Here is a 24691-nt window from a genome sequence, read left to right as displayed (position 1 = left end):
TCGCGGTCGCGGTCAGCAACGGTTCGGGTGCGCGGCTGCGGGAGCGGCTGGCGCCCGCGCTGCCGGGCGCGACCTGGTACGAGGTCGGCGGCGGCTCGCTCGACGACGCCATCCGGCTCGCCGACGAGATGCGCTCCGGCCACTTCGACGCGGTCGTGGGCCTCGGCGGCGGCAAGATCATCGACTGCGCGAAGTTCGCCGCCGCACGGGTCGGGCTGCCGCTCGTCGCCGTGCCGACCAACCTCGCCCACGACGGTCTGTGCTCGCCGGTCGCCACCCTGGACAACGACGCCGGCCGCGGCTCCTACGGCGTGCCCAATCCCATCGCGGTCGTCATCGACCTCGACGTGATCCGGGAGGCGCCGATCCGGTTCGTCCGGTCCGGGATCGGCGACGCCGTCTCCAACATCAACGCGATCGCGGACTGGGAGCTGGCCAACCGGGTCAACGGGGAGAAGATCGACGGACTGGCCGCCGCCATGGCGCGCCAGGCGGGCGAGGCCGTGCTCCGCCACCCCGGCGGCGTCGGCGACAACGACTTCCTCCAGGTCCTCGCCGAGGCGCTGGTCCTCACCGGCATCTCGATGTCGATCTCCGGCGACTCCCGGCCCGCCTCGGGCTCCTGCCACGAGATCAACCACGCCTTCGACCTCCTCTTCCCGCAGCGCGCGGCGAGCCACGGCGAGCAGTGCGGACTGGGCGCGGCCTTCGCGATGCACCTGCGCGGTGCCCACGAGCAGGCGGCGCACATGGCCGAGGTGCTGCGCCGGCACGGACTGCCGGTGCTGCCCGAGGAGATCGGCTTCACCGCGGAGGAGTTCGTCCAGGTCGTGGAGTTCGCTCCGCGGACCCGGCCCGGGCGCTACACGATCCTCGAACACCGCGACCTGAAAACCCACCAGATCAAGGACATCTACACCGACTATGCCAAGGCCATCGGTAGCTGAACTGCGCCCCGTCGTCCACCCCGCAGGGGTGAAGGACCGGCGCAGCGGTGAGCACTGGGCGGGACGCCTGTACATGCGGGAGATCTCGCTGCGCTGCGACCGCTACCTGGTGAACACCAGGATCACGCCCAACCAGCTCACGTACCTGATGACCCTGTGCGGCGTGCTCGCGGCCCCGGCCCTGTTGGTGCCGGGGATCGCGGGCGCCGTGCTCGGCCTGGTGATGGTGCAGCTCTACCTGCTGCTCGACTGCGTGGACGGCGAGGTCGCCCGCTGGCGGCAGCAGTTCTCGCTCGGCGGGGTCTACCTGGACCGCGTCGGCGCCTACCTGACCGACGCGGCGGTCCTCGTCGGCCTCGGTCTGCGCGCCGCCGACCTGTGGGGCGCGGGACGCATCGACTGGCTGTGGGCCTTCCTCGGCACCCTGGCCGCCCTCGGGGCGATCCTGATCAAGGCCGAGACCGACCTCGTCGGCGTCGCCCGCCACCAGGGCGGACTGCCGCCGGTCCAGGAGTCGGCCGCCGAGCCCCGCTCCTCCGGCATGGCGCTGGCCCGCCGGGCCGCCGCTGCGCTCAAGTTCCACCGGCTGATCCTCGGCATCGAGGCGACCCTGCTGATCCTGGTCCTCGCGATCGCCGACCAGGTGAGGGGCGACCTGTTCTTCACCCGCCTCGGCACCGCGGTGCTCGCCGGCATCGCGGTCCTGCAGACCGTGCTGCACCTGGTGTCCATCCTCGCCTCCAGCAGGCTCAAGTGAGTGCGGGCACGACGGTCGGCGCCGTCGTCATCACCATGGGCAACCGTCCCGAGGAACTGCGCGCCCTGCTCGACTCGATCGCCGGGCAGGACGGCGACCGCGTCGAGGTGGTCGTGGTCGGCAACGGCGCCCCCGTCCCCGACGTCCCCGCGGGTGTCCGCACCGTCGAGCTGCCCGAGAACCTCGGCATCCCCGGCGGACGCAACGTCGGCATCGAGGCCTTCGGCCCCGGCGGTACCGACGTCGACGTCCTGCTCTTCCTGGACGACGACGGCCTGCTGGCCCACAAGGACACCGCGGAGCTGTGCCGCCGGGCGTTCGCCGACGACCCCCGCCTCGGGATCATCAGCTTCCGCATCGCCGACCCCGAGACGGGCGTCACCCAGCGCCGCCACGTGCCGCGGCTGCGCGCCGCCGACCCGATGCGCTCCTCGCGCGTCACCACCTTCCTGGGCGGCGCCAACGCCGTGCGCACCAAGGTCCTCGCCGAGGTCGGCGGGCTCCCGGACGCCTTCTTCTACGCGCACGAGGAGACCGACCTGGCCTGGCGGGCCCTCGACGCCGGCTGGATGATCGACTACCGGTCCGACATGGTGCTGTACCACCCCACGACCGCCCCCTCGCGGCACGCGGTGTACCACCGCATGGTGGCCCGCAACCGCGTCTGGCTCGCCCGCCGCAACCTCCCCGCGCTCCTCGTCCCGGTCTACCTGGGCGTCTGGATGCTGCTGACGCTGCTGCGCCGCCCCTCCCGGGCCGCGCTGAAGGCGTGGTTCGGCGGCTTCCGGGAGGGCTGGAGCAGCCCGTGTGGACCCCGCCGTCCGATGAAGTGGCGTACGGTGTGGCGGCTGACCCGACTGGGCCGACCTCCCGTCATCTGACAAGCTCGATTCCGAGAGCGTTCGGGCCGCCCCCGGCCCGCGGCGCTCGCCCTGCCCGATCCGGCTGTGCGCATCCTGAGGACGAAAGTTTCCACTTGTGAGTGAGACAACGCAGGACGGCGGTGTCGCGGTGAGCGACCGCCCGTCGCCCGATGAAGGGCTCTCCGCGGCCGAGCTGGCCGCCCGGTACGGGCTCGCGGTCAGCGGTGCCCGCCCCGGTCTCGTCGAGTACGTCCGTCAGCTGTGGGGCCGGCGCCACTTCATCCTCGCCTTCTCCCAGGCCAAGCTCACCGCCCAGTACAGCCAGGCCAAGCTCGGCCAGCTGTGGCAGGTGGCGACGCCGCTGCTGAACGCGTTCGTCTACTACCTGATCTTCGGTCTCATCCTGAAGGCCAACCGCGGGATGTCGCACGACGTCTACATCCCGTTCCTGGTGACCGGCGTCTTCGTCTTCACGTTCACCCAGAGCTCGATCATGGCGGGCGTGCGGGCGATCTCCGGCAACCTCGGCCTGGTGCGCGCGCTGCACTTCCCGCGCGCCTCGCTGCCGATCTCCTTCGCCCTCCAGCAGCTCCAGCAGTTGCTGTTCTCGATGATCGTGCTGTTCGTCGTGGCGATCGGCTTCGGCAGCTACCCGGGCATGTCCTGGCTGCTGATCCTCCCCGTGCTCTTCCTGCAGTTCCTCTTCAACACGGGCCTCGCGCTGATCGTGGCGCGGATGGGTGCCAAGACGCCCGACCTCGCCCAGCTGATGCCGTTCATCCTGCGCACCTGGATGTACGCCTCCGGTGTCATGTTCTCCATCAGCACCATGCTGGCGGGCCGCCCCGAGTGGATCTCCCGGGCGCTCCAGGCGAACCCGGCCGCGGTCTACATGGACCTGATGCGCTTCGCCCTCATCGACGGCTACGGCTCCTCCAACCTGCCGCCGCACGTGTGGGCCATCGCCGTCTTCTGGGCCGTCGTGACGGCCCTCGGCGGGTTCGTGTACTTCTGGAAGGCGGAAGAGAGGTACGGCCGTGGCTGAGCTGGAGAAGAGGTCGCACATCCCGACCGTCATCGCGGACGAGCTGCACATCGTCTACCGGGTGAACGGCGCCAAGACCGGCAAGGGCAGCGCCACCGCCGCCCTGAGCCGCATCGTCAAGCGCGGCGAGGAGCGCGGGGTGCGCAAGGTGCACGCCGTCAAGGGCGTCTCCTTCACCGCCTACCGCGGCGAGGCCATCGGCCTGATCGGCTCGAACGGCTCCGGCAAGTCCACGCTCCTGCGGGCCATCGCCGGCCTGCTGCCCGCGGAGAAGGGCAAGGTCTTCACCGACGGGCAGCCCTCGCTGCTCGGCGTGAACGCGGCCCTGATGAACGACCTGACCGGCGAGCGCAACGTCATCCTCGGTGGACTGGCCATGGGCATGTCCCGCGAGCAGATCCGCGAGCGCTACCAGGACATCGTCGACTTCTCGGGGATCAACGAGAAGGGCGACTTCATCACGCTGCCGATGCGGACCTACTCCTCCGGCATGGCCGCCCGGCTGCGCTTCTCGATCGCGGCGGCCAAGGACCACGACGTGCTGATGATCGACGAGGCGCTCGCCACCGGCGACCGCTCCTTCCAGAAGCGCTCCGAGGCCCGCATCCGGGAGCTGCGCAAGAGCGCGGGCACGGTGTTCCTGGTCAGCCACAACAACAAGTCGATCCGCGACACCTGCGACCGGGTGCTGTGGCTGGAGCGCGGCGAACTGCGCATGGACGGCCCCACCGAAGAGGTCCTGAAGGAGTACGAGAAGTTCACGGGCAAGTAACCCGTTCCGCCCAGGGCCCCGCCGGAACTGTCCGGCGGGGCCCTGCGTCTGCAAAGGAAACGTCAACTCCCTTGGGCCATAGGAATCTTGGCGCCAATCGGTGTGTTGTCGTGATGCGCGGGACACCCCGGCGGAGGGGGCGGCGTTGTACAACGTAAGCTGTACCGGTGCTCAATCGCGTCAAGTGGGGCGATAATACGCGACACCCGGCACCGTCGCGCCGCGCGGACCGCCGGGCGGCGTGTCCGAAATGGGCAGGGTTGGGTCGGCAGTGTAGAACGGGAGATGTGACGGCAATGGCTACGGTGACTCTCCAGCTCCGCGATGCGTGTGCCGTCCCCGCGCCGGGTGGCCGTCGGTGACCGAAGCCGGTACGGCCCGCCCCGGTGCCCCGGGGCGCGGCACCCTCGACAAGGCCGCGGACGAGAACTTCCCCGTGGCCCCCTTCTTCCTGCCCGCCGCGTGGCGCGACGACCTGACGGCCGTCTACGGCTTCGCCCGGCTCGTCGACGACATCGGTGACGGCGACCTGGCCCCCGGAGGCGCCGACGCGGCCCTGCTCGGGGTGCCCGCCGCGGACGCCGAGGACAGGTCCGTCCTGCTGGACGCCCTCGAAGCCGATCTCCATCGCGTGTTCGATCCCGGCGCCGTCCCCGGCCACCCGCTCCTGGCCGGCCTGCGGCCCACCGTCCGCCGCGCCGGCCTCGACCCCCGGCCCTTCCTCGACCTCATCGCGGCCAACCGCCAGGACCAGCTGGTCGGGCGGTACGAGACCTACGACGACCTGCTCGCCTACTGCGCGCTGTCCGCGAACCCCGTCGGCCGGCTGGTGCTTCGCGTGACCGGGACCTCCACCCCCGAGCGGGTCCGCCGCTCCGACGCGGTCTGCACGGCCCTGCAGATCGTCGAGCACCTCCAGGACGTCGCCGAGGATCTCGGCCGCGACCGCGTCTACCTCCCCGCCGAGGACATGAAGCGGTTCCGTGTCACCGAGGCGGATCTCGCCGCCCCCACGGCAGGCGCATCGGTGCGAGCACTGGTTGCATACGAAGCAGAACGCGCCTTGCGCCTCCTGAATGAAGGCACCCCCCTCGTGGGTAGCGTCCACGGCAGGCTGAAGCTGCTGCTCGCGGGGTTCGTCGCGGGGGGGAAGGCGGCGGTCCGGGCGATCGCCGCCGCCGAATACGACGTACTGACAGGCCCGCCCAAGCCCGGCAAGCTCCAGTTGCTGCGCGAGGTGGGAGTGACCCTGCGAGGAAAGGGGTGATCCGGACCGTGGAGTCGGAACAGCACGTGTCCGCACCGGTACTCGCCGCGTACAGCTACTGCGAGGCGGTCACCGGTCGGCAGGCCCGCAATTTCGCGTACGGCATCAGGCTGCTGCCCACGGCCAAGCGCCGTGCGATGTCGGCGCTCTACGCCTTCTCCCGGCGCGTGGACGACATCGGGGACGGCACGCTGGCGCCGGACGTGAAGGCGGTGCGCCTGGAGGAGACGAAGGAGCTGCTCGCCCGCGTCCGGGCGGGCGCCGTCGAGGAGGACGACACCGACCCCGTCGCGGTCGCCCTCACCCACACCGCCGCGACCTTCCCGGTACCCCTCGGGGGCCTGGACGAGCTGATCGACGGCGTGCTCATGGACGTGCGCGGCGAGACCTACGAGACCTGGGACGACCTGAAGGTCTACTGCCGCTGCGTGGCCGGGGCGATCGGCCGGCTCTCGCTCGGTGTCTTCGGCACCGAGCCGGGGGCCCGCGGCGCCGAGCGGGCACCCGAGTACGCCGACACGCTCGGACTGGCGCTCCAGCTCACGAACATCCTGCGCGACGTCCGCGAGGACGCCGAGGGCGGGCGCACCTACCTGCCCGCCGACGACCTGGCCAAGTTCGGCTGCTCGGCCGGCTTCGACGGGCCGACCCCGCCGCCCGGCTCCGATTTCGCCGGCCTCGTCCACTTCGAGGTCCGCCGGGCGCGCGCGCTGTTCGCCGAGGGCTACCGGCTGCTGCCCATGCTCGACCGGCGCAGCGGCGCCTGCGTCGCGGCCATGGCCGGCATCTACCGGCGGCTGCTCGACCGGATCGAGCGGGAGCCCGAGGCCGTGCTCCGCGGCCGGGTCTCGCTCCCCGGCCGGGAGAAGGCGTACGTCGCCGTACGGGGTCTGTCCGGACTCGACGCGCGCCACGTCTCGCGTCGCACGGTCCGGAGGCGTGTCTGATGGACAATAGGGGCCAAGGTGACGCGTCCGGCGAAAAGCGGCACGCAACCCTCCGGTGCCGGACGGCGTCCCTGACGGCAGCGGTCAGCCGTGTGTCGTACGACCGCCGTTCCGCGGTCCCAGGGGAGGGTGCACGATGAGCGAGGTCCAGGAGGCCGCGGCGGACTCCGCCCGGTCCGCGGTGGTGATCGGCGGCGGACTCGCCGGCATCACCGCGGCGCTCGCGCTCGCGGACGCCGGGGTGCGCGTGACGCTGCTGGAAGGCCGGCCGCGGCTCGGCGGCCTCGCCTTCTCCTTCCGGCGCGGCGACCTCACCGTGGACAACGGCCAGCACGTCTATCTGCGCTGCTGCACTGCCTACCGCTGGTTCCTCGACCGCATCGACGCCGCCGCGCTCGCCCCCCTGCAGGATCGTCTCGACGTGCCCGTTCTCGATGCGCGGGCCCCCGTGGGCCGCCGCCTCGGACGGATCGGCCGCGGCCCCCTGCCGGTCCCGCTGCACCTCGCGCGCAGCCTCGCCACCTACCCTCACCTCTCGCTCGCCGAACGCGCCCGGGTGGGCCGCGCGGCGCTCGCGCTGAAGGGCCTGGACCCGGCCGATCCCGCGCTCGACGACCGGAGCTTCGGCGACTGGCTCGCCGCCCACGGCCAGTCGCGGCGTGCCGTGGAGGCGCTGTGGGACCTCGTCGGGGTCGCCACCCTCAACGCGGTGGCCGGCGACTGCTCGCTCGCCCTGGCCGCGATGGTGTTCAGGACCGGCCTGTTGTCCGACCCGGGCGCGGCCGACATCGGCTGGGCGCGGGTCCCGCTGGGCGACCTGCACGACACCCTGGCCCGCAAGGCGCTCGACTCCGCGGGCGTGCGCACCGAGACCCGTACCCGCGTCACCTCCGTCTCCCCCCACGAGAACGGGCGCTGGAGCGTCCGGGTTCCCGGCGAGCGCATCGAGGCCGACGCCGTCGTGCTCGCGGTCCCGCAGCGCGAGGCGCACGACCTCCTGCCCGAGGGTGCGCTGGACGCCCCCGAACGGCTCCTGGAGATCGGCACCGCGCCGATCCTGAACGTCCACGTCGTCTACGACCGCACCGTGCTGACCGCGTCGTTCTTCGCCGCTCTCGGCTCCCCGGTGCAGTGGGTCTTCGACCGCACCGCCGCCTCCGGGCTGCGCGCGGGGCAGTACCTCGCCCTGTCGCAGTCGGCGGCGGCCGACGAGATCGACGAACCGGTCTCGGCGCTGCGCGAGCGCTACCTCCCGGAGCTGGAGCGGCTGCTGCCCGGCACCCGCGGCGCCACGGTGACGGACTTCTTCGTGACCCGGGAGCGCACCGCGACGTTCGCTCCCGCCCCCGGGGTCGGTCGGCTGCGTCCCGGCGCCCGGACCAAGGCCCCCGGCCTCTACCTGGCCGGAGCGTGGACCGCCACGGGGTGGCCCGCGACCATGGAGAGTGCGGTCCGCAGCGGAGTCGGCGCGGCGGACGCCGCGCTGGGCGCCCTGGGACGGTCCCGCGATCACCTCCCCGGAGTCTTCGAGGAGGCGGCATGACGCTCGAACAGAGCACGACAGGCCCCCGCACCCGCGGTACCGCGACAAGAGGAGAGACTGTGCCCACTGTGCCCCCGGCCGAAACGGCTGCCGACGCGGTGGACGTGACCGCGCTCCTGGAGCGCGGCCGGACCCTGTCCACACCGGTGCTGAAGGCGGCCGTCGACCGCCTGGCGCCGCCCATGGACACCGTGGCCGCCTACCACTTCGGCTGGATCGACGCCCAGGGCAACCCGGCGGACGGCGACGGCGGCAAGGCGGTGCGCCCGGCGCTCGCCGTGCTCTCCGCCCAGGCCGCCGGCGCCGAGCCCGAGGTGGGCGTCCCCGGCGCCGTCGCGGTCGAGCTGGTCCACAACTTCTCGCTGCTGCACGACGACCTGATGGACGGCGACGAGCAGCGCCGGCACCGCGACACCGTCTGGAAGGTGCACGGCCCCGCCCAGGCGATCCTCGTCGGCGACGCGCTGTTCGCGCTGGCGGGCGAGGTGCTGCTGGAACTCGGCAGCGTCGAGGCGGGCCGCGCCGCCCGGCGGCTGACCACCGCCACCCGCGCCCTCATCGACGGCCAGGCGCAGGACATCTCCTACGAGCACCGCGACCGGGTCAGCGTCGAGGAGTGCCTGGAGATGGAGGGCAACAAGACCGGCGCCCTGCTCGCCTGCGCCTGCTCCATCGGCGCGGTCCTCGGCGGCGCCGACGACCTCACCGCCGACACCCTGGAGCGCTACGGCTACCACCTCGGCCTGGCCTTCCAGGCCGTCGACGACCTCCTCGGCATCTGGGGCGACCCGGAGTCCACCGGCAAGCAGACCTGGAGCGATCTGCGCCAGCGCAAGAAGTCCCTGCCCGTGGTGGCCGCGCTCGCGGCGGGCGGTCCGGCCTCCGAGCGGCTCGGCAAGCTGCTCGCCGAGGACGCCAAGGCCAGCGACTTCGAGAACTTCTCCGAGGAGGAGTTCGCCGCCCGCGCCGCTCTCATCGAAGAGGCGGGCGGTCGCGACTGGACCGCCCGGGAGGCGCGCCGGCAGCACGCCATCGCCGTGGAGGCGCTGGACGCCGTCCCCATGCCCGACCGTGTCCGCGCCGAACTCGTCGCGCTCGCCGACTTCGTCGTCGTCCGGAAGAGATGATCACTATCGGTCGAATACACCTCGCGTAGTCGCCGGCCGGTGTCCGTGCCGCTTCTCGAACCTCGTTCGGGCACGAGAGCACCAGCGCAACGGGAGCACCGGCCGACGGCGGACCCACAGCAGAGTCGTACCTTTGCACGAAGGGGAAGCCATGACAGCGACGACCGACGGAAGCACCGGGGCACTTCCTCCCCGCGCTGCCGCGGCCAGCGAAGCCCAGCACGACACTCCCGCGGCGGCCGGGACGGTCGAGACCCGAGACGCCGCCACGCGCGCCATGCGGCGCGCCACCGACTTCCTGCTCGCGCTCCAGGACGACGAGGGCTGGTGGAAGGGCGACCTCGAGACGAACGTCACCATGGACGCCGAGGACCTCCTGCTCCGCCAGTTCCTGGGCATCCGCGACGAGCCCACCACCCGCGGCGCGGCCCTGTTCATCCGCGGTGAGCAGCGCGAGGACGGGACCTGGGCCTCGTTCTACGGCGGGCCGGGCGAGCTCTCCACCACGATCGAGGCCTACGTCGCGCTGCGGCTGGCCGGGGACGCCCCGGACGCCGAGCACATGGCGAAGGCGTCCGCGTGGATCCGCGGGCGCGGAGGAATCGCCGCGGCGCGCGTCTTCACCCGGATCTGGCTCGCGCTGTTCGGCTGGTGGAAGTGGGACGACCTGCCCGAACTGCCCCCGGAACTCATCTACTTCCCGAAGTGGATGCCCCTCAACATCTACGACTTCGGCTGCTGGGCACGCCAGACGATCGTGCCGCTCACGGTTGTGTCGGCGGAGCGTCCGGTGCGCCCCGCGCCCTTCGCGCTCGACGAGCTGCACGCCGACCCGGGCAACCCCAGTCCGGCCAGGCCCCTCGCCCGCGTGGCCAGTTGGGACGGCGTCTTCCAGCGGCTGGACAAGGCGCTGCACCAGTACCGCCGGGTCGCCCCGCGCGCGCTGCGCCGGGCGGCGATGAACACGGCGGGACGCTGGATCATCGAGCGGCAGGAGAACGACGGCTGCTGGGGAGGCATCCAGCCGCCCGCCGTCTACTCCGTCATCGCCCTGCACCTGCTCGGCTACGACCTCGACCACCCGGTGATGCGCGCGGGGCTGGCCTCGCTCGACCGGTTCGCCGTGTGGCGCGAGGACGGGTCCCGGATGATCGAGGCATGCCAGTCTCCGGTGTGGGACACCTGCCTGGCCACCATCGCGCTGGCCGACGCCGGCGTGCCCGCCGACCACCCGCAGCTCGTTCGGGCCGTGGACTGGATGCTCGGCGAGGAGATCGTCCGGACCGGCGACTGGTCGGTCAAGCGGCCCCATCTCCCGCCGGGCGGCTGGGCGTTCGAGTTCCACAACGACAACTACCCCGACATCGACGACACCGCGGAGGTCGTCCTCGCGCTGCGCCGCGTCCGCCACCACGACCCGGACCGGGTCGAGCACGCCATCGGACGCGGGGTCCGCTGGAACCTCGGCATGCAGTCCAAGGACGGCGGCTGGGGCGCGTTCGACGTCGACAACACCAGCCCGTTCCCCAACCGGTTGCCGTTCTGCGACTTCGGCGAGGTGATCGACCCGCCCTCCGCGGACGTCACCGCGCACGTCGTGGAGATGCTCGCGGTCGAGGGACTCGCGCACGACCCGCGTACCCGCCGGGGCGTCGAATGGCTGCTGGCCAACCAGGAGCCCGACGGCTCCTGGTTCGGGCGCTGGGGCGTCAACTACGTCTACGGCACCGGCTCGGTGGTCCCGGCCCTCGTCGCGGCGGGGCTGCCCGGCTCGCACCCGGCAATCCGGCGGGCGGTGGCCTGGCTGGAGGGCGTCCAGAACGAGGACGGCGGCTGGGGCGAGGACCTGCGCTCCTACGACGACGCCGCCGGATGGAGCGGACGCGGCTCCTCCACCGCCTCGCAGACCGGCTGGGCGCTGCTCGCCCTGCTGGCCGCGGGGGAGGGCGAGTCCAAGGCGGTGGAGCGCGGGATCGGCTGGCTCGCCGCGTCCCAGTTGCCCGACGGCTCCTGGGACGAGCCCTACTTCACGGGGACCGGCTTCCCGTGGGACTTCTCCATCAACTACCACCTCTACCGCCAGGTCTTTCCGCTGACCGCGCTCGGCCGCTACGTCAACGGAGAGCCCGACCTGGCGCGGGAGGCGGGCTGATGACCACCCGGCCCGCTCCGGCCCCGCTGCTGATCGCCTGCGCGCTCGGCATCGAGCAGCTCGCCCTGCGCAGCGGCGACCGCAGCGGCGCGGACGCACCCGTCACCGTGCTGCGGACGGGGATGGGCCCGCGGGCCGCCGAGCGGTCCCTCACCCGGGTCCTCGGCTACCCGGACCTGCGGGCGGCGGCCGTGCTGGCCACCGGGTTCTGCGCGGGGCTCGCCCCGGGCATGCACCCCGGCGACCTGGTCGTCGCCGAGGAGACCCGTGACCCGGACGGCACCACGCCGTGCGTGGGCGCTGACCTCCTCGTCAAGGAACTGGTGCGGGCCCTGCCCGGCCGCACCGTGCACACGGGGCCGCTGACCGGCTCCGACCACGTCGTGCGCGGTCACGAGCGGTCCGCCCTGCTCGCGACCGGAGCCATCGCCGTGGACATGGAGTCCGCGGCCACGCTGCTCGCCGCGGTCCGCGCGGGCACCCGTCCCGTTGCGGCCGTACGGGTGGTCGTGGACGCTCCGGAACATGAACTCGTCCGTATCGGCACGGTCCGCGGTGGAATATCGGCTTTCCGTGTTCTTCGTGCCGTGCTTCCCGCTTTCTTTGAATGGCACCGTTCTTTGTTGCTCCCTCGGAGGTGAGCCAGATGGCCATGCCGCTCCGGCAGTCCATGAAGGTCGCTGCATACCTGTTCGAACAGAAGCTCAGGAAGCGGGACAAGTTCGCCCTGCTCGTCGAGTTGGAACCGCTCTTCGCCTGCAACCTCGCCTGCGAGGGCTGCGGGAAGATCCAGCACCCGGCCGGTGTGCTCAAGCAGCGCATGCCCGTGGCGCAGGCCGTGGGAGCGGTCCTGGAGTCGGGCGCGCCGATGGTCTCCATCGCCGGCGGCGAGCCGCTGATGCACCCTCAGATCGACGAGATCGTGCGGCAGCTGGTCGCCAGGAAGAAGTTCGTCTTCCTGTGCACCAACGCCATGCTGATGCGCAAGAAGATGGACAAGTTCACGCCGTCGCCGTACTTCGCCTGGGCCGTGCACATCGACGGCCTGCGCGAGCGGCACGACGAGTCCGTCGCGAAGGAGGGCGTCTTCGACGAGGCGGTCGAGGCCATCAAGGAGGCCAAGCGGCGCGGCTTCCGCGTCACCACCAACTCGACCTTCTTCAACACCGACACCCCGCAGACGGTCATCGAGGTCCTGAACTACCTCAACGACGACCTGAAGGTCGACGAGATGATGCTGTCGCCCGCCTACGCCTACGAGAAGGCCCCCGACCAGCAGCACTTCCTCGGCGTCCAGCAGACCCGGGAGCTGTTCAAGAAGGCCTTCGCGGGCGGTAACCGGCGCCGTTGGCGGCTCAACCAGAGCCCGCTCTTCCTGGACTTCCTGGAGGGCAAGGTCGACTTCCCCTGCACCGCGTGGGCGATCCCGAGCTATTCGCTGTTCGGCTGGCAGAAGCCCTGCTACCTGATGAGCGACGGGTACGTGCAGACGTACCGGCAGCTGCTGGAGGAGACGGACTGGGACTCCTACGGCCGCGGCAAGGACGAGCGGTGCGCCAACTGCATGGCCCACTGCGGCTACGAGCCGACGGCGGTGCTCGCCACCATGGGCTCCCTCAAGGAGTCGATCAGGGCGGCCCGGGAGACCTTCACGGAAAGCCGCGGGTGACGTCGTGACCGCCGTTTCGCTGGGTCTGCCCGAGGTGCCGGTCCGGCCGATCGCGGAGCGCCGTGTCGCGCGGCGCATCCAGGTCGGGCCGGTCGCCGTGGGCGGGGACGCGCCCGTCTCGGTGCAGTCGATGACGACCACGCGCACCTCGGATGTGGGGGCGACGTTGCAGCAGATCGCGGAGCTGACGGCGTCGGGCTGTCAGATCGTCCGGGTCGCGTGCCCCACGCAGGACGACGCGGACGCGCTGGCGACGATCGCGAGGAAGTCGCAGATCCCGGTCATCGCCGACATTCACTTCCAGCCGAAGTACGTGTTCGCGGCCATCGACGCGGGGTGTGCGGCCGTCCGCGTCAACCCCGGCAACATCAAGCAGTTCGACGACCAGGTCAAGGAGATCGCGCGGGCGGCGAAGGAGACCGGCACCCCCATCCGGATCGGCGTCAACGCCGGTTCCCTCGACAAGCGCCTGCTTCAGAAGTACGGCAAGGCGACGCCGGAGGCGCTGGTGGAGTCGGCGCTGTGGGAGGCGTCGCTGTTCGAGGAGCACGACTTCCGGGACATCAAGATCTCGGTCAAGCACAACGACCCGGTCGTGATGGTCAACGCCTACCGGCAGCTCGCCGCGGCCTGCGACTATCCGCTGCACCTCGGTGTGACCGAGGCGGGTCCGGCGTTCCAGGGCACGATCAAGTCCGCCGTGGCGTTCGGTGCGCTGCTGTCCGAGGGCATCGGCGACACCATCCGGGTCTCCCTGTCCGCGCCGCCGGTCGAGGAGGTCAAGGTCGGCCTCCAGATCCTGGAGTCGCTGAACCTCAAGCAGCGCGGGCTGGAGATCGTCTCCTGCCCGTCCTGCGGGCGTGCGCAGGTCGACGTCTACAAGCTGGCCGAGGAGGTCACCGCCGGGCTGGAGGGGATGGAGGTCCCGCTCCGCGTGGCCGTGATGGGCTGCGTCGTCAACGGCCCCGGCGAGGCCCGCGAGGCCGACCTCGGTGTCGCCTCCGGCAACGGCAAGGGCCAGATCTTCGTCAAGGGCGAGGTCATCAAGACCGTCCCCGAGTCGAAGATCGTGGAGACCCTCATCGACGAGGCGATGAAGCTCGCCGAGCAGATGGAGCAGGACGGCATCGCCTCCGGCGAACCCGCCGTCACCGTGAGCTGAGCAGCACGGACCGAGAGGGGGCCCGACGTGACGAGGCTGGAGAACATCCGCGGACCGCGCGACCTGAAGGCGCTGTCCGAGCCGGAACTCGGTGAACTGGCCGAGGAGATCAGGGAGTTCCTGGTGCACGCGGTCACCAGGACCGGCGGCCATCTCGGACCCAACCTGGGCGTGGTGGAGCTGACCATCGCCCTCCACCGGGTCTTCGAGTCGCCCGTCGACCGCATCCTGTGGGACACCGGCCACCAGAGCTATGTCCACAAGCTGCTGACAGGTCGTCAGGATTTCTCGAAGCTGCGCGGCAAGGGCGGGCTGTCCGGCTACCCCTCCCGCGAGGAGTCCGAGCACGACGTCGTCGAGAACAGCCACGCCTCCACGGCGCTCGGCTGGGCCGACGGGCTGGCGAAGGCCCGCCAGGTGCAGGGCGGGAAGGGTCATGTGGTCGCGGTGGTCGGCGACGGCGCCCTGACCGGAGGCATGGCCTGGGAGGCGCTGAACAACATCGCAGCGGCCAGGAACCGGCCGCTGATCATCGTGGTCAACGACAACGAACGCTCCTACGCGCCGACCATCGGCGGACTGGCGAACCACCTGGCGACGCTGCGGACGACCGACAGCTACGAGCAGGTCCTCGCCTGGGGCAAGAAGGTGCTGCGGCGCACGCCCCTGATCGGCGGCACGGTCTACGAGGCCTTGCACGGCGCGAAGAAGGGCTTCAAGGACGCCTTCGCGCCGCAGGGCATGTTCGAGGACCTCGGACTCAAGTACGTCGGCCCGATCGACGGCCATGACGTCAAGGCCGTGGAGTCCGCCCTGCGCCGGGCCAAACGCTTCCACGGACCGGTCCTCGTGCACTGCCTGACCGAGAAGGGCCGCGGCTACGAGCCCGCGCTCGCCCACGAGGAGGACCACTTCCACACCGTCGGCGTGATGGACCCGCTCACCTGCGCGCCCCTCGCGCCGGCGGGCGGCCCGTCCTGGACGTCCGTCTTCGGCGAGGAGATCGCCCGGATCGGCGAGGAGCGGCCGGACGTCGTGGTGATCACCGCCGCCATGCTGCGTCCGGTCGGGCTGGGCGCGTTCGCCGAGCGGTTCCCCGACCGGGTGTGGGACGTCGGCATCGCCGAGCAGCACGCCGCGGTCTCCGCGGCCGGACTCGCCACCGGCGGCCTCCACCCCGTCGTCGCGGTCTACGCGACCTTCCTCAACCGGGCGTTCGACCAGCTCCTCATGGACGTCGCCCTGCACCGCTGCGGCGTCACCTTCGTCCTGGACCGGGCCGGTGTCACCGGCGTCGACGGCGCGTCGCACAACGGCATGTGGGACATGTCCGTCCTCCAGGTGGTGCCCGGTCTGAGGATCGCCGCCCCGCGCGACGCCGACCAGCTGCGGGCCCAGCTGCGCGAGGCCGTCGCCGTCGACGACGCGCCCACCCTGGTCCGCTTCCCGAAGGAGTCGGTCGGGCCGGCGGTCCCCGCGGTGGACCGGGTGGGCGGACTGGACGTGTTGCACCGGGGCGAGCACCCCGAGGTGCTCCTGGTCGCGGTGGGCGTCATGGCGGGGGTCTGCCTCCAGGCCGCCGACCTGCTCGAAGCCCGCGGGATCGGCTGCACCGTCGTCGACCCGCGCTGGGTCAAGCCCGTCGACCCCGCGCTGCCCGCACTCGCCGCCGGGCACGCCCTGGTGGCGGTCGTGGAGGACAACAGCCGGCAGTCCGGCGTCGGCGCGGCCGTCGCGCTCGCGCTCGGCGACGCGGAGGTCGACGTGCCGGTACGGCGGTTCGGGATTCCCGAGCAGTTCCTCGCACACGCCAAGCGGTCCGAGGTGCTGGCCGACATCGGGCTCACCCCCGTGGAGATCGCCGGGCGCATCGGCGCCGCTCTGGCCGCCCGGGACGAACGGGCCCGGAAAGAGCCCCGGACACCGAAGGCCGCCGAACCGGCCCGGAACGAGTCCTCCAAGGAGAGCAAGGAATGAACGACCCGGTCCGCAAGGGGGAGTTCGACCTCGGCGCGCTGCTCGCCGAGCGCGGGGCCGAACGCTACGAACTGCACGCCAGGCATCTCAACCACCAGTTGCCGCGCATGCTGCACACCATCGGCTTCGACAAGGTCTACGAGCGGGCCGAGGGCGCCCACTTCTGGGACGCGGACGGCAACGACTACCTGGACATGCTCGCCGGGTTCGGGGTGATGGGCCTCGGCCGCCACCATCCCGTGGTCCGGCGGGCGCTGCACGACGTCCTCGACGCCTCGCTCGCCGACCTCACCCGCTTCGACTGCCAGCCGCTGCCCGGCCTGCTCGCGGAGCGACTGCTCGCCCACAGCCCGCACCTGGACCGGGTGTTCTTCGGCAACAGCGGCACCGAGGCGGTCGAGACCGCCCTGAAGTTCGCCCGCTTCGCCACCGGCAGGCCGCGGGTGCTGTACTGCACGCACGCCTTCCACGGTCTGACCACGGGCTCCCTCTCCGTGAACGGCGAGGACGGCTTCCGGGACGGCTTCGCACCGCTGCTGCCCGACACCGCCGTCCCGCTCGGCGACCTCGACGCCCTGGCCCGGGAGCTGAGGAAGGGCGACGTCGCCGCGCTCATCGTGGAGCCGATCCAGGGCAAGGGCGTGCACGAGGCACCGCCCGGATACCTGCGGGCCGCGCAGGAACTGCTGCACCGGCACAAGGCCCTGCTCATCGCCGACGAGGTGCAGACGGGGCTCGGCCGCACCGGCGACTTCTACGCCTACCAGCACGAGGAGGGCGTCGAACCGGACCTGGTGTGTGTGGCGAAGGCGCTGTCCGGCGGCTACGTGCCGGTCGGCGCGACCCTCGGCAGGGACTGGATCTTCAAGAAGGTCTACTCCTCGATGGACCGCGTCCTCGTCCACTCGGCGAGCTTCGGCTCCAACGCTCAGGCCATGGCGGCGGGGCTCGCGGTGCTCTCCGTCATGGAGAACGAGCAGATCGTCGCCGGAGCCCGGGTCACCGGCGACCTGCTCCGGTCCCGGCTCGCCGCACTGGTGGACCGCTACGAGCTGCTGAGCGACGTACGCGGCCGGGGCCTCATGATCGGCATCGAGTTCGGACGGCCCAGGTCGATCAAGCTCCGGAGCCGCTGGACCATGCTCCAGGCCGCACGCAAGGGACTGTTCGCACAGATGGTGGTCGTCCCGCTGCTCCAGCGCCACCGCATCCTCACCCAGGTCTCCGGGGACCATCTGGAGGTCATCAAGCTGATCCCGCCCCTCGTCGTCGACGAACAGGACGTCGACCGGTTCGTCGAGGCGTTCACCGCCGTCATGGACGACGCGCACAGCGGCGGCGGCCTGATGTGGGACTTCGGGAAGACCCTGGTCAAACAGGCGGTCGCCAACCGCTGAGCCTAATTGCCTCGGAGGCAAGAAAATTGCCTCCAGGGCAAGGATCGGGCTCAATGGAGGCATGAGTCCCGCCGACCCGAGGGCGGCCGACGAGCCGTCCGGCGACCCGCCCGACGATCCTTCCGGCCCGTCGTCCGCCGAACTGCACGCCGTGGCGCCGCAATTGCGCGCGCTGCGCCGCCGGGCCTCGCTCACACTGGAGGCCGCGGCCCGCGCCGCGGGGCTGTCCCCGGCCCACCTCTCCCGGCTGGAGACCGGCCGTCGCCAGCCCTCGCTGCCGATGCTGCTCGCCGTGGCCCGGGTCTACGGTACGACGGTCTCCGAACTGCTCGGCGAGACGGTCCCCGAGCGCGACGCCGTCGTGCGCGCGGCCGACATGGACCCGACGCCGGCCGGCGGCTGGACCTACTGGCAGGCCGGAGCCCCGGGGCGCGGCATGCAGGCCCTGCGCGTACACGTCCCCTACGGCTCCCAGGGGGACATCGTGCGGGTCCATCCCGGCGAGGAGTGGCTGTACGTCGTCGAGGGGCGGCTCCGGCTGCGGCTCGGCGACACGGTGCACGTCCTCGCCCCTGGCGACAGCGCGCACTTCGACTCGCTGACCCCGCACCGGATCGCCGCCGCCGAGCGGACCGGTGCCGCCTTCCTGTTCGTCCACACGCTCTTGCAGAGCCCGACCGCCGCGCTGTGCCTCGGCCCGGCGGCGGGCCGCCCCGACCCGGGAGGGACGTCATGACCGAACCCACCGAACCGCGCGAGCGGTCCATGGAGGAGAAGTTCCCGCGCGCCCTGTGGGTGCGGCTGATCATCTACGTCGCCGTCGGCCACCTCTTCGCGGCCTTCGTCTACCTGCTGTTCACCCTGGGCGCCCGCAACCAGTAGCGGCGGGCACCCCGCGCGGGCACGCGGGGTGCGGACCCGCGCGGGCGCTTCAGTCCAGCAGACGCTCGCGCAGCCGGTCGCGCAGCGCTGGGGTCAGCCCCAGCCCCCGCTCCAGGTACGGGTCGACCCCGCCCCAGGTCTCCTCGATGGTCTCGAACGCGGCCGACAGGTACTCGGCACGTGCGTCGAAGAGCGGGCCGAGCAGCTCCATGATCTCGGGGGAGTAGGCCGAGGCGGCGGAGCCGCTGCGCCGCACCTTGTAGCGCCGGTGCGTGGCGTTCGACTCCAGGTAGTCGGCGACGATCGCGTCGCGCTCGACGCCGATGGCGAGCAGGGTGACCGCGATCGAGAGGCCCGCGCGGTCCTTGCCCGCCGCGCAGTGCATCAGCACGGGCACGCTGTCCTCCGCCATCGACAGCAGCACCCGGGAGTGCTCCGCGGTGCGCTCCCGGACGATGGTGCGGTAGGAGCCGACCATGCGGTCCGCTGCCTTGCCGTCGCCGAGTATCGCGCGCAGCTGGTCGAGGTCGCCGTCCCGCACCATCTTCCAGAACTCGCTGCCGTCCGCCGGGTCGCTCAGCGGGAGGTTCACGTTCCGCACGCCGGGCAGCTCCACGTCCGGGCCCTCCAGCTTCTGGTCCGCGGCGTTGCGGAAGTCGAAGATCGTGTGCAGGCCGAGCGTGGCGAGGAAGGCGGTGTCCTGCTCCGTCGCGTGCGCGAGATGGCCGCTGCGGAACAGCCGCCCCGGGCGCACCCGCCTGCCGTCCGTGGTGGGCAGGCCGCCCACGTCGCGGAAGTTGCGCACGCCGGCCAGCTCGGGCTCGGTCGACGGGACCTGCTGCGTCACGGGGGCTCCTCATCGTCGGCCGCCCGCCGACCGGCCGGACCCGGCGGCGCCCGGCGGCTGCTGTCTTCGGTCGCCTTCCCGACGATACGACATGGGTTCCTGAGGCAATGAGTTGTCCACAGGCGTTGCCTCCCCGCGCTCCCGCGCCGATGACGTCGATCCCTGCTCGCGCCTGCCCGCATCGGTGGGGGACGGACGGTCGAGACCGGCGCGGACGGCCGGACCCGGCGGCTCACCGGCACGACGAGCGGTCGCGCGCTCCGGCGGTGGCGGCCGGATCGACCTCGGGGTGCCGGCCCGCACCGACCGGGATGTGGACCTCCCGCAGCACCGATCCGCTCGGCCGGCTCGCCATCGACCCGCTCGCCATCCAGCACGGCTTCGGCCGGGTGCACCGGCCCGGATCACGGCGGCCCGGGTCACGGGCAACCCGATCACCCTGCCCGACGGCCGGGCCGGTTCCCCGCGCCTCCGCTTCGTGAGCGCCACGGCGGAGGTGCCGGGCGTCGGTACCGGGCGTCGGTGGCGGCCTCATCCGACGGAGCGAGGCCGAGCCGGCGCGGGAGCGGGAGTGGGGTGCGCTCCACAGGGAGATCAGGCCCGTCGTGCAGCAGGCGACCTCTACAGGCTGCGCGGCCCGGAGAGCGGACTCGGTGGCGTGCGGGAGGCGCCGCGGCGAGGCCGTGGTCCTCGCCGGGGCTCCGGAAGAGAGCCGGGGCGAGCGGCCCGCCCCGCTCCGGCTGCGCGGACTCGACGGGCGGGGATCTGCGAACAGGTCGAAACGGGCGAAATGTGCAGCGATGTGCCGCTGTGTCTTTACGGATTGTCCGTCGGTCCGTGCGGCGACCTCGACGCGATGGTGATCCGACTGCGCCACATCCGGCCCTTCTGTCCCTTTTGTATCCTTCATTCCAACTGGCCCTGGAATGGGGCGGCATGGGGTGCGCCGCGTGAGCAGGGTCATATTCGTGACGATGCGTTGCCGAGCGCCCATTCCAACGGGCCTTTGAATACGGGCTTCTTGAATGTCCGGAAAGATCGTCTTTCCACGGAGTGTGACCGCGAATTCCGCATGGATCAAGAAAGGGAGGCGTGGGAAATCCGCACCCAGTTGTCCGCGCGCTCCCCTCTCGCCTACGTTCTGCCTCAATCCGGACGGACGCCCAATCCTGCCGCCGCCCGGAATTCCGCACACTCACCCGTACACGGCAGGAGCGGGGGACCCACAGGTTCCGCGCCTGGTCCGGATTCCGGAACAGGCTAGGGGTACAGCCGCGCAGCAGCGCGGCCGGGCATCTCCAGCCCGCACCCGACAGCTCACCTCGCAGGCGCCGGAGAGGAATTCGCCATGCCCGCGAAGGGTAAGCACCGCCGTCCCAAGTCCCTGCGACTCACCCGCACGATCGCCGCGGCCGGCACCGGTGGCGCCGCACTCGCGCTGCCGCTGCTGGGAGCCACCGGCGCCCACGCCGCGACCCCCGCCGCCGCGCAGCACACGCAGAAGGCCGCCGCCGTCGCGCCGGCCGCCGCCAAGGCCGCCGCGCCGAGGACGTACGCGGTGAAGGCCGGAGACTACCTCGCCAAGATCGCCGGCGAGCAGCACGTCTCCGGGGGCTGGAAGAAGCTCTACGCCGACAACCGCTCCGCCATCGGCGGCGACCCGTCCCTGATCCACCCGGGCCTGAAGCTCTCGCTCGGTGCGAAGGCCGCCGCCCCGAAGGCCGCTGCTCCTAAGGCCGCCGCCCCGAAGGCCGCTGCTCCTAAGGCCGCCGCGCCGAAGACCGCGCAGGCCAAGCCCTCCGCCGCGAAGGCGGACACGGCCGGTACCGCCGCCAAGGCCGCCTCCACCAGCACCGGTTCGGGCTACACGCTCCCCGTGGCCGGCGCCACCATCGGCACCAACTACCACGTGGCGGGCAGCATGTGGTCCAGCGGCTACCACACCGGCACGGACTTCGTCGTCCCGACCGGCACGACCATCAAGTCCATCGCCGCGGGCACCGTCGTCTCCGCCGGCTGGGGCGGCGCCTACGGCAACCAGGTCGTCATCCAGCACGCCGACGGCCGGTACTCCCAGTACGCCCACATGTCGTCCCTGTCGGTCTCGGCGGGGCAGAGCGTGACCGAGGGCCAGCAGATCGGCCTCTCCGGCGCGACGGGCAACGTCACGGGACCGCACCTGCACTTCGAGATCCGCACCACGCCCGACTACGGCTCGGACATCGACCCGGTCGCGTATCTGCGCTCGCACGGCGTCGCCCTCGGCTGACCCGTGCTCCCGGTGACCTGCTCCTGACGGCAGGACCGCCTCCGAAGGCCGGACCCCACGATCCCCGGGGTCCGGCCTTCGGTGTGTCCGCCCGCGCGGCGGACGTCAACAGCCCCGGCGGAGGCTCTATTCCGCGATCGGCCACCTGGGGACGCGTGGTCTATCTCACCGGCCGTCAACCCCTCCCTACGGTCGCGTAGCTCACATCCCGCGGTGAATCATGGGCCGATGTGGCAGACCATTCGAAGAGTGACGGCAGATCAGTGATCGGGTCGTACGTCGCGGTGGGGGACAGCTTCACCGAGGGCGTCGGCGACCTCGGACCCGACGGCGCCTTCGTCGGCTGGGCGGACCGCTTCGCGGTCCTGCTCGCGGACCGGCGGCCCGAGGGCGACTTCGCGTACACCAACCTCGCGGTGCGCGGGAAACTGCTCGACCAGATCGTCGAGACGCAACTCGTGCGCGCCAAGGAGATCGGCCCGGACCTGGTCTCGTTCTGTGCGGGCGGCAACGACATCATCCGGCCCGGTACCGATCCCGACGACGTCGCGGAGCGCTTCGAGCGCGCGGTCGCCGACCTCACCTCGGCCGTCGGCACGGTGATGGTGACCACCGGTTTCGACACCCGTGGCGTGCCCGTGCTCCGGCATCTGCGGGGCAAGATCGCCACCTACAACGGCCACGTGCGGGCCATCGCGGACCGCTACGGCTGCCCCGTCCTCGACCTGTGGTCCCTCAGGACCGTCCAGGACCGCCGGGCCTGGGAGGGCGACCGGCTGCACCTGTCGCCGGAGGGGCACACCCGGGTGGCGCTGCGGGCCGGGCAGATCCTCGGCCTGGAGGTGCCGGCCGACCCGGACCAGCCCTGGCCGCCCCAGCCGCCGCGCGGCACCCTGGAGGTGCGCCGCGACAACATCCACTGGGCCCGCGAGTACCTGGTCCCGTGGATCGGCCGCCGGCTGCGCGGCGAGTCCTCCGGAGACCACGTCTCCGCCAAGGGCGCGCTCTCCCCGGACGACATCAAGACGCGCATCGCGTCGGTGGCCTGACCGGGCACCGGCGGGCGGCGCCCCGGGTCCGCGGACCCGGGGCCGGCCGCCGCGGGCGGTGCCGGCCGGGCCGCGGGCACGTGGGCGCGGGTGCGGCGCACCCGCTCCGGGTGGCGGGGGCCGACGTCCGCGGGCGGCCCGGCCGGTGACGGGGTGCGGCGGCCGATCAGCGCGGGCTCGACACCGACTCGACGCGATCCAGGCACAGTTCGCGCGCCAGCGCCTCGTCCGCCCACTGCTGGGTGCGGGCCCGCGACACGGTGCCTCCGTAGGCGGTCATCTGGACGGCCAGGCCGTCGAGCAGGGCGGTGAGGCGCAGTGCGGCGCCGGTCGGATCGGGGCACCGGAACTCGCCCGCGGCCACCCCTTCGGCGATCACCTCGGTGAGGGCCGCCTTCCACTGCCGGTCGAGGTCGCGGGTGACCTCCAGCAGGGCCGGCTCGCGCAGGGCGGCGGCCCAGCCCTCGATCCACAGCCGCCACCCCTTGGCCTGGCCGGTGGGCGCGTACCAGCGCACGGCGCTCCGCAGCCGGCGCAGGGCGGTCGTACGGCGGCCCAGCAGCTTGCGCAGATGGGCGAGGTCGTCCTCGGCCGCGTAGGTGAAGGCCGCGGCCACCAGCTTCTCCTTGGTCGAGAAGTGGTAGAGCACCAGTGCGTTGCTCACGCCGAGGGACGAGGCCACGTCGGCGATCCGTACCGCCGCCACGCCGCGTTCCTGGATCTGCTCGACGGCGGCCCGCAGCAACTCCTCGCGCCGCTCGGCCACGCTCAACCGCACTCTCGCCACGCGCCAACCCTACACACGCGTCCCGGTCCGGCCGGACACGCGTTCGCGTCATCCGTACCAGCCGAACCGCTCTGCGATGGCCGGCAGCCGGTCGGCGGCGATCGCGTGGGCGGCGACGCGCGGTGACGTCCCGTCGGTCTCCGCGCGGCCGAGCGTGCGCCCGACGAGTGCGCGCAGGGCGCGGCGGATGTGGGCGAACGCCTCGTCCGCGTCGGCGTCGATGTCGCCGAACAGCGTCCACCACCACCACGCGTTCGTCGCGGAGTTGACCACCACGTCCGGCAGCACGGTGACCCCGCGGGCCGCCAGCAGGTCCTCCGCGTCCGGCAGGACGGGCATGTTGGCGGCCTCGGCGATCCAACGCGCCCTGATCCGGGCCTGGTTCACCGGGTCGATCGCGTACGAGACCGCGGCCGGCACCAGCACCTCGGCGTCCGCGGACAGCCAGGCGTCGCCCGCGAGTTCGCGGTCGCCCGGGCGCAGCGCCGCGCGGTCCACGGTCCCGTGGGCGTCCCGTGCGGCGAGCAGCGCCTCGACGTCCAGGCCGTCGGGGTTCGCGACGGTCCCCTTGATGTCGGCGACGGCCACCACCCGCAGGCCCGCCCGGCGGAGGAACCGTGCCGTGGCGCCACCCATCGTGCCGAGGCCCTGGACGGCGACCCGCGCTCCGGCGGGCGCGACCCCGGCCCGGTCCAGCGCCGTGAGGACCGACTCGGCGACGCCGCAGCCGCCGGCCAGTTCGTCGAGCCCGATGCCGTCGACCTCGACCGCGAAGGCGTCCGCGAGCCGGCGCCGGGCCGCGTCCGCGTCGTCGAGCAGCGGGTAGACCGCCTGTACGGACGAGGCGAGCCCGGCCTCGCCGGCCGCCCGGTCCACCACGTCCTGGGAGAGGCCGAGGTCCTCCCCGGTCGTCCAGCACGCCTCGACGTACGGGCGCACGGCCCTCAGGTAGCGCACCAGCAGGCCGTACGCCCCGGGGTCGCGCGGATCGCAGTCGATCCCGCCCTTGGCGCCGCCCAGCGGCACGTACCGGGCGGCGGGGTCGTAGTGCAGCGCCTCCTTCACCGTCATCCCCCGGGCCAGCCCGGTGACCTCCTCCAGCGTGCAGCCCGGCCGCATCCGCAGACCGCCGCTCGCCACCCCGCGCACCAGCCGGTCGACGACGAGGAAGCCGCGGCGGCCGGTGACGTGGTCCGTCCAGGTGAGCGACATCAGGGGGGCGGGGGGCGGGA

General features: G+C 72.3%; 23 protein-coding genes and 1 riboswitch. Of the genes, 20 read left to right on the top strand and 3 right to left on the bottom strand.

Annotation, left to right across the window (positions count from 1 at the left end):
* From ACGFS9_RS12460 to ACGFS9_RS12375, 18 genes are all read left to right on the top strand, one after another.
* The coding region (locus ACGFS9_RS12460; protein ID WP_393252609.1) for an iron-containing alcohol dehydrogenase family protein at positions 1–947 on the top strand (947 nt) is incomplete at its 5' end.
* Positions 925–1704 carry a CDP-alcohol phosphatidyltransferase family protein gene (locus tag ACGFS9_RS12455; protein ID WP_393252608.1) on the top strand — a complete coding sequence of 260 codons (780 nt, stop codon included), beginning with the start codon at positions 925–927 and terminating at the stop codon, positions 1702–1704. The genes ACGFS9_RS12460 and ACGFS9_RS12455, both read left to right, overlap by 23 nt.
* The gene (locus ACGFS9_RS12450; RefSeq protein WP_393252607.1) at positions 1701–2585 is read left to right on the top strand and encodes a glycosyltransferase family 2 protein; all 885 of its coding nucleotides are present in this window, start codon (positions 1701–1703) and stop codon (positions 2583–2585) included. The genes ACGFS9_RS12455 and ACGFS9_RS12450 overlap by 4 nt, the downstream gene beginning before the upstream one ends.
* Positions 2586–2682: 97 nt before the next feature.
* Positions 2683–3612: an ABC transporter permease gene (locus tag ACGFS9_RS12445; RefSeq protein ID WP_393252606.1), complete on the top strand. Its 930-nt coding sequence runs from the start codon at positions 2683–2685 to the stop codon at positions 3610–3612.
* On the top strand, positions 3605–4384 hold the full coding sequence (locus ACGFS9_RS12440) for an ABC transporter ATP-binding protein (RefSeq protein WP_393252605.1): 780 nt from the start codon (positions 3605–3607) through the stop codon (positions 4382–4384). Before ACGFS9_RS12445 ends, ACGFS9_RS12440 begins: the two co-directional genes overlap by 8 nt.
* 358 nt (positions 4385–4742) lie before the next feature.
* Entirely contained in the window at positions 4743–5651 is a 909-nt protein-coding gene (hpnC, locus tag ACGFS9_RS12435; protein WP_393252604.1) for a squalene synthase HpnC, read from the top strand.
* Positions 5648–6598, top strand: a complete 951-nt coding sequence (gene hpnD / locus ACGFS9_RS12430; RefSeq protein ID WP_393252603.1) for a presqualene diphosphate synthase HpnD — start codon at positions 5648–5650, stop codon at positions 6596–6598. The genes hpnC and hpnD overlap by 4 nt, the downstream gene beginning before the upstream one ends.
* Positions 6598–6738 carry a DUF6380 family protein gene (locus tag ACGFS9_RS12425; protein ID WP_393252602.1) on the top strand — a complete coding sequence of 47 codons (141 nt, stop codon included), beginning with the start codon at positions 6598–6600 and terminating at the stop codon, positions 6736–6738. The genes hpnD and ACGFS9_RS12425 overlap by 1 nt, the downstream gene beginning before the upstream one ends.
* On the top strand, positions 6735–8141 hold the full coding sequence (gene hpnE / locus ACGFS9_RS12420; protein ID WP_393252601.1) for a hydroxysqualene dehydroxylase HpnE: 1407 nt from the start codon (positions 6735–6737) through the stop codon (positions 8139–8141). The genes ACGFS9_RS12425 and hpnE overlap by 4 nt, the downstream gene beginning before the upstream one ends.
* A 59-nt stretch (positions 8142–8200) precedes the next feature.
* Positions 8201–9268: a polyprenyl synthetase family protein gene (locus ACGFS9_RS12415; RefSeq protein WP_393252600.1), complete on the top strand. Its 1068-nt coding sequence runs from the start codon at positions 8201–8203 to the stop codon at positions 9266–9268.
* 151 nt (positions 9269–9419) lie between these two features.
* Complete coding sequence (shc, locus tag ACGFS9_RS12410; protein WP_393252598.1) at positions 9420–11420, top strand: squalene--hopene cyclase; 2001 nt, start codon at positions 9420–9422, stop codon at positions 11418–11420.
* Positions 11420–12061: a 1-hydroxy-2-methyl-2-butenyl 4-diphosphate reductase gene (locus tag ACGFS9_RS12405; RefSeq protein ID WP_393252597.1), complete on the top strand. Its 642-nt coding sequence runs from the start codon at positions 11420–11422 to the stop codon at positions 12059–12061. The genes shc and ACGFS9_RS12405 overlap by 1 nt, the downstream gene beginning before the upstream one ends.
* Positions 12062–12066: 5 nt before the next feature.
* Entirely contained in the window at positions 12067–13089 is a 1023-nt protein-coding gene (gene hpnH / locus ACGFS9_RS12400; protein ID WP_393252596.1) for an adenosyl-hopene transferase HpnH, read from the top strand.
* A 4-nt stretch (positions 13090–13093) separates the two neighbouring features.
* Positions 13094–14251 carry a flavodoxin-dependent (E)-4-hydroxy-3-methylbut-2-enyl-diphosphate synthase gene (gene ispG / locus ACGFS9_RS12395; protein WP_393252594.1) on the top strand — a complete coding sequence of 386 codons (1158 nt, stop codon included), beginning with the start codon at positions 13094–13096 and terminating at the stop codon, positions 14249–14251.
* 27 nt (positions 14252–14278) lie between these two features.
* Positions 14279–16228 (top strand): 1-deoxy-D-xylulose-5-phosphate synthase, encoded by a 1950-nt coding sequence (gene dxs / locus ACGFS9_RS12390; RefSeq protein WP_393252593.1) that lies wholly within the window; start codon positions 14279–14281, stop codon positions 16226–16228.
* A complete protein-coding gene (locus tag ACGFS9_RS12385; RefSeq protein WP_393252591.1) occupies positions 16225–17625 on the top strand; it encodes an aspartate aminotransferase family protein in 1401 nt (466 codons plus the stop codon). Before dxs ends, ACGFS9_RS12385 begins: the two co-directional genes overlap by 4 nt.
* A 61-nt stretch (positions 17626–17686) precedes the next feature.
* Positions 17687–18361 carry a helix-turn-helix domain-containing protein gene (locus ACGFS9_RS12380; RefSeq protein WP_393252590.1) on the top strand — a complete coding sequence of 225 codons (675 nt, stop codon included), beginning with the start codon at positions 17687–17689 and terminating at the stop codon, positions 18359–18361.
* Complete coding sequence (locus tag ACGFS9_RS12375) at positions 18358–18507, top strand: DUF6126 family protein (RefSeq protein ID WP_393252588.1); 150 nt, start codon at positions 18358–18360, stop codon at positions 18505–18507. The genes ACGFS9_RS12380 and ACGFS9_RS12375 overlap by 4 nt, the downstream gene beginning before the upstream one ends.
* A 49-nt stretch (positions 18508–18556) precedes the next feature.
* Here ACGFS9_RS12375 and ACGFS9_RS12370 read toward each other — a convergent pair whose 3' ends face one another.
* Complete coding sequence (locus ACGFS9_RS12370) at positions 18557–19354, bottom strand: tyrosine-protein phosphatase (protein WP_393252586.1); 798 nt, start codon at positions 19352–19354, stop codon at positions 18557–18559.
* A 1186-nt stretch (positions 19355–20540) separates the two neighbouring features.
* Positions 20541–20698, top strand: a riboswitch (cyclic di-AMP (ydaO/yuaA leader).
* Between the two features lie 4 nt (positions 20699–20702).
* Between ACGFS9_RS12370 and ACGFS9_RS12365 the strand changes: the two genes are divergently transcribed.
* Together ACGFS9_RS12365 and ACGFS9_RS12360 are read left to right on the top strand one after the other, a co-directional pair.
* Entirely contained in the window at positions 20703–21623 is a 921-nt protein-coding gene (locus tag ACGFS9_RS12365) for a peptidoglycan DD-metalloendopeptidase family protein (protein ID WP_393252584.1), read from the top strand.
* Positions 21624–21886: 263 nt separating this feature from the next.
* Positions 21887–22672 (top strand): SGNH/GDSL hydrolase family protein, encoded by a 786-nt coding sequence (locus tag ACGFS9_RS12360; RefSeq protein ID WP_393252637.1) that lies wholly within the window; start codon positions 21887–21889, stop codon positions 22670–22672.
* A gap of 166 nt (positions 22673–22838) precedes the next feature.
* On the opposite strand, the gene ACGFS9_RS12355 is transcribed toward ACGFS9_RS12360, so the two are convergent.
* Together ACGFS9_RS12355 and ACGFS9_RS12350 are read right to left on the bottom strand one after the other, a co-directional pair.
* Positions 22839–23459 carry a TetR/AcrR family transcriptional regulator gene (locus ACGFS9_RS12355; RefSeq protein ID WP_393252583.1) on the bottom strand — a complete coding sequence of 207 codons (621 nt, stop codon included), beginning with the start codon at positions 23457–23459 and terminating at the stop codon, positions 22839–22841.
* Positions 23460–23507: 48 nt separating this feature from the next.
* Positions 23508–24671 carry a Glu/Leu/Phe/Val dehydrogenase dimerization domain-containing protein gene (locus tag ACGFS9_RS12350; RefSeq protein WP_393252636.1) on the bottom strand — a complete coding sequence of 388 codons (1164 nt, stop codon included), beginning with the start codon at positions 24669–24671 and terminating at the stop codon, positions 23508–23510.
* Between the last annotated feature and the right edge of the window lie 20 nt (positions 24672–24691).

This window comes from Streptomyces sp. NPDC048566, from assembly GCF_043199735.1.
Lineage (GTDB): Bacteria > Actinomycetota > Actinomycetes > Streptomycetales > Streptomycetaceae > Streptomyces.
Note: the sequence above shows the minus strand (reverse complement) of the source record. Positions and strands in the feature narration are given on the sequence as shown.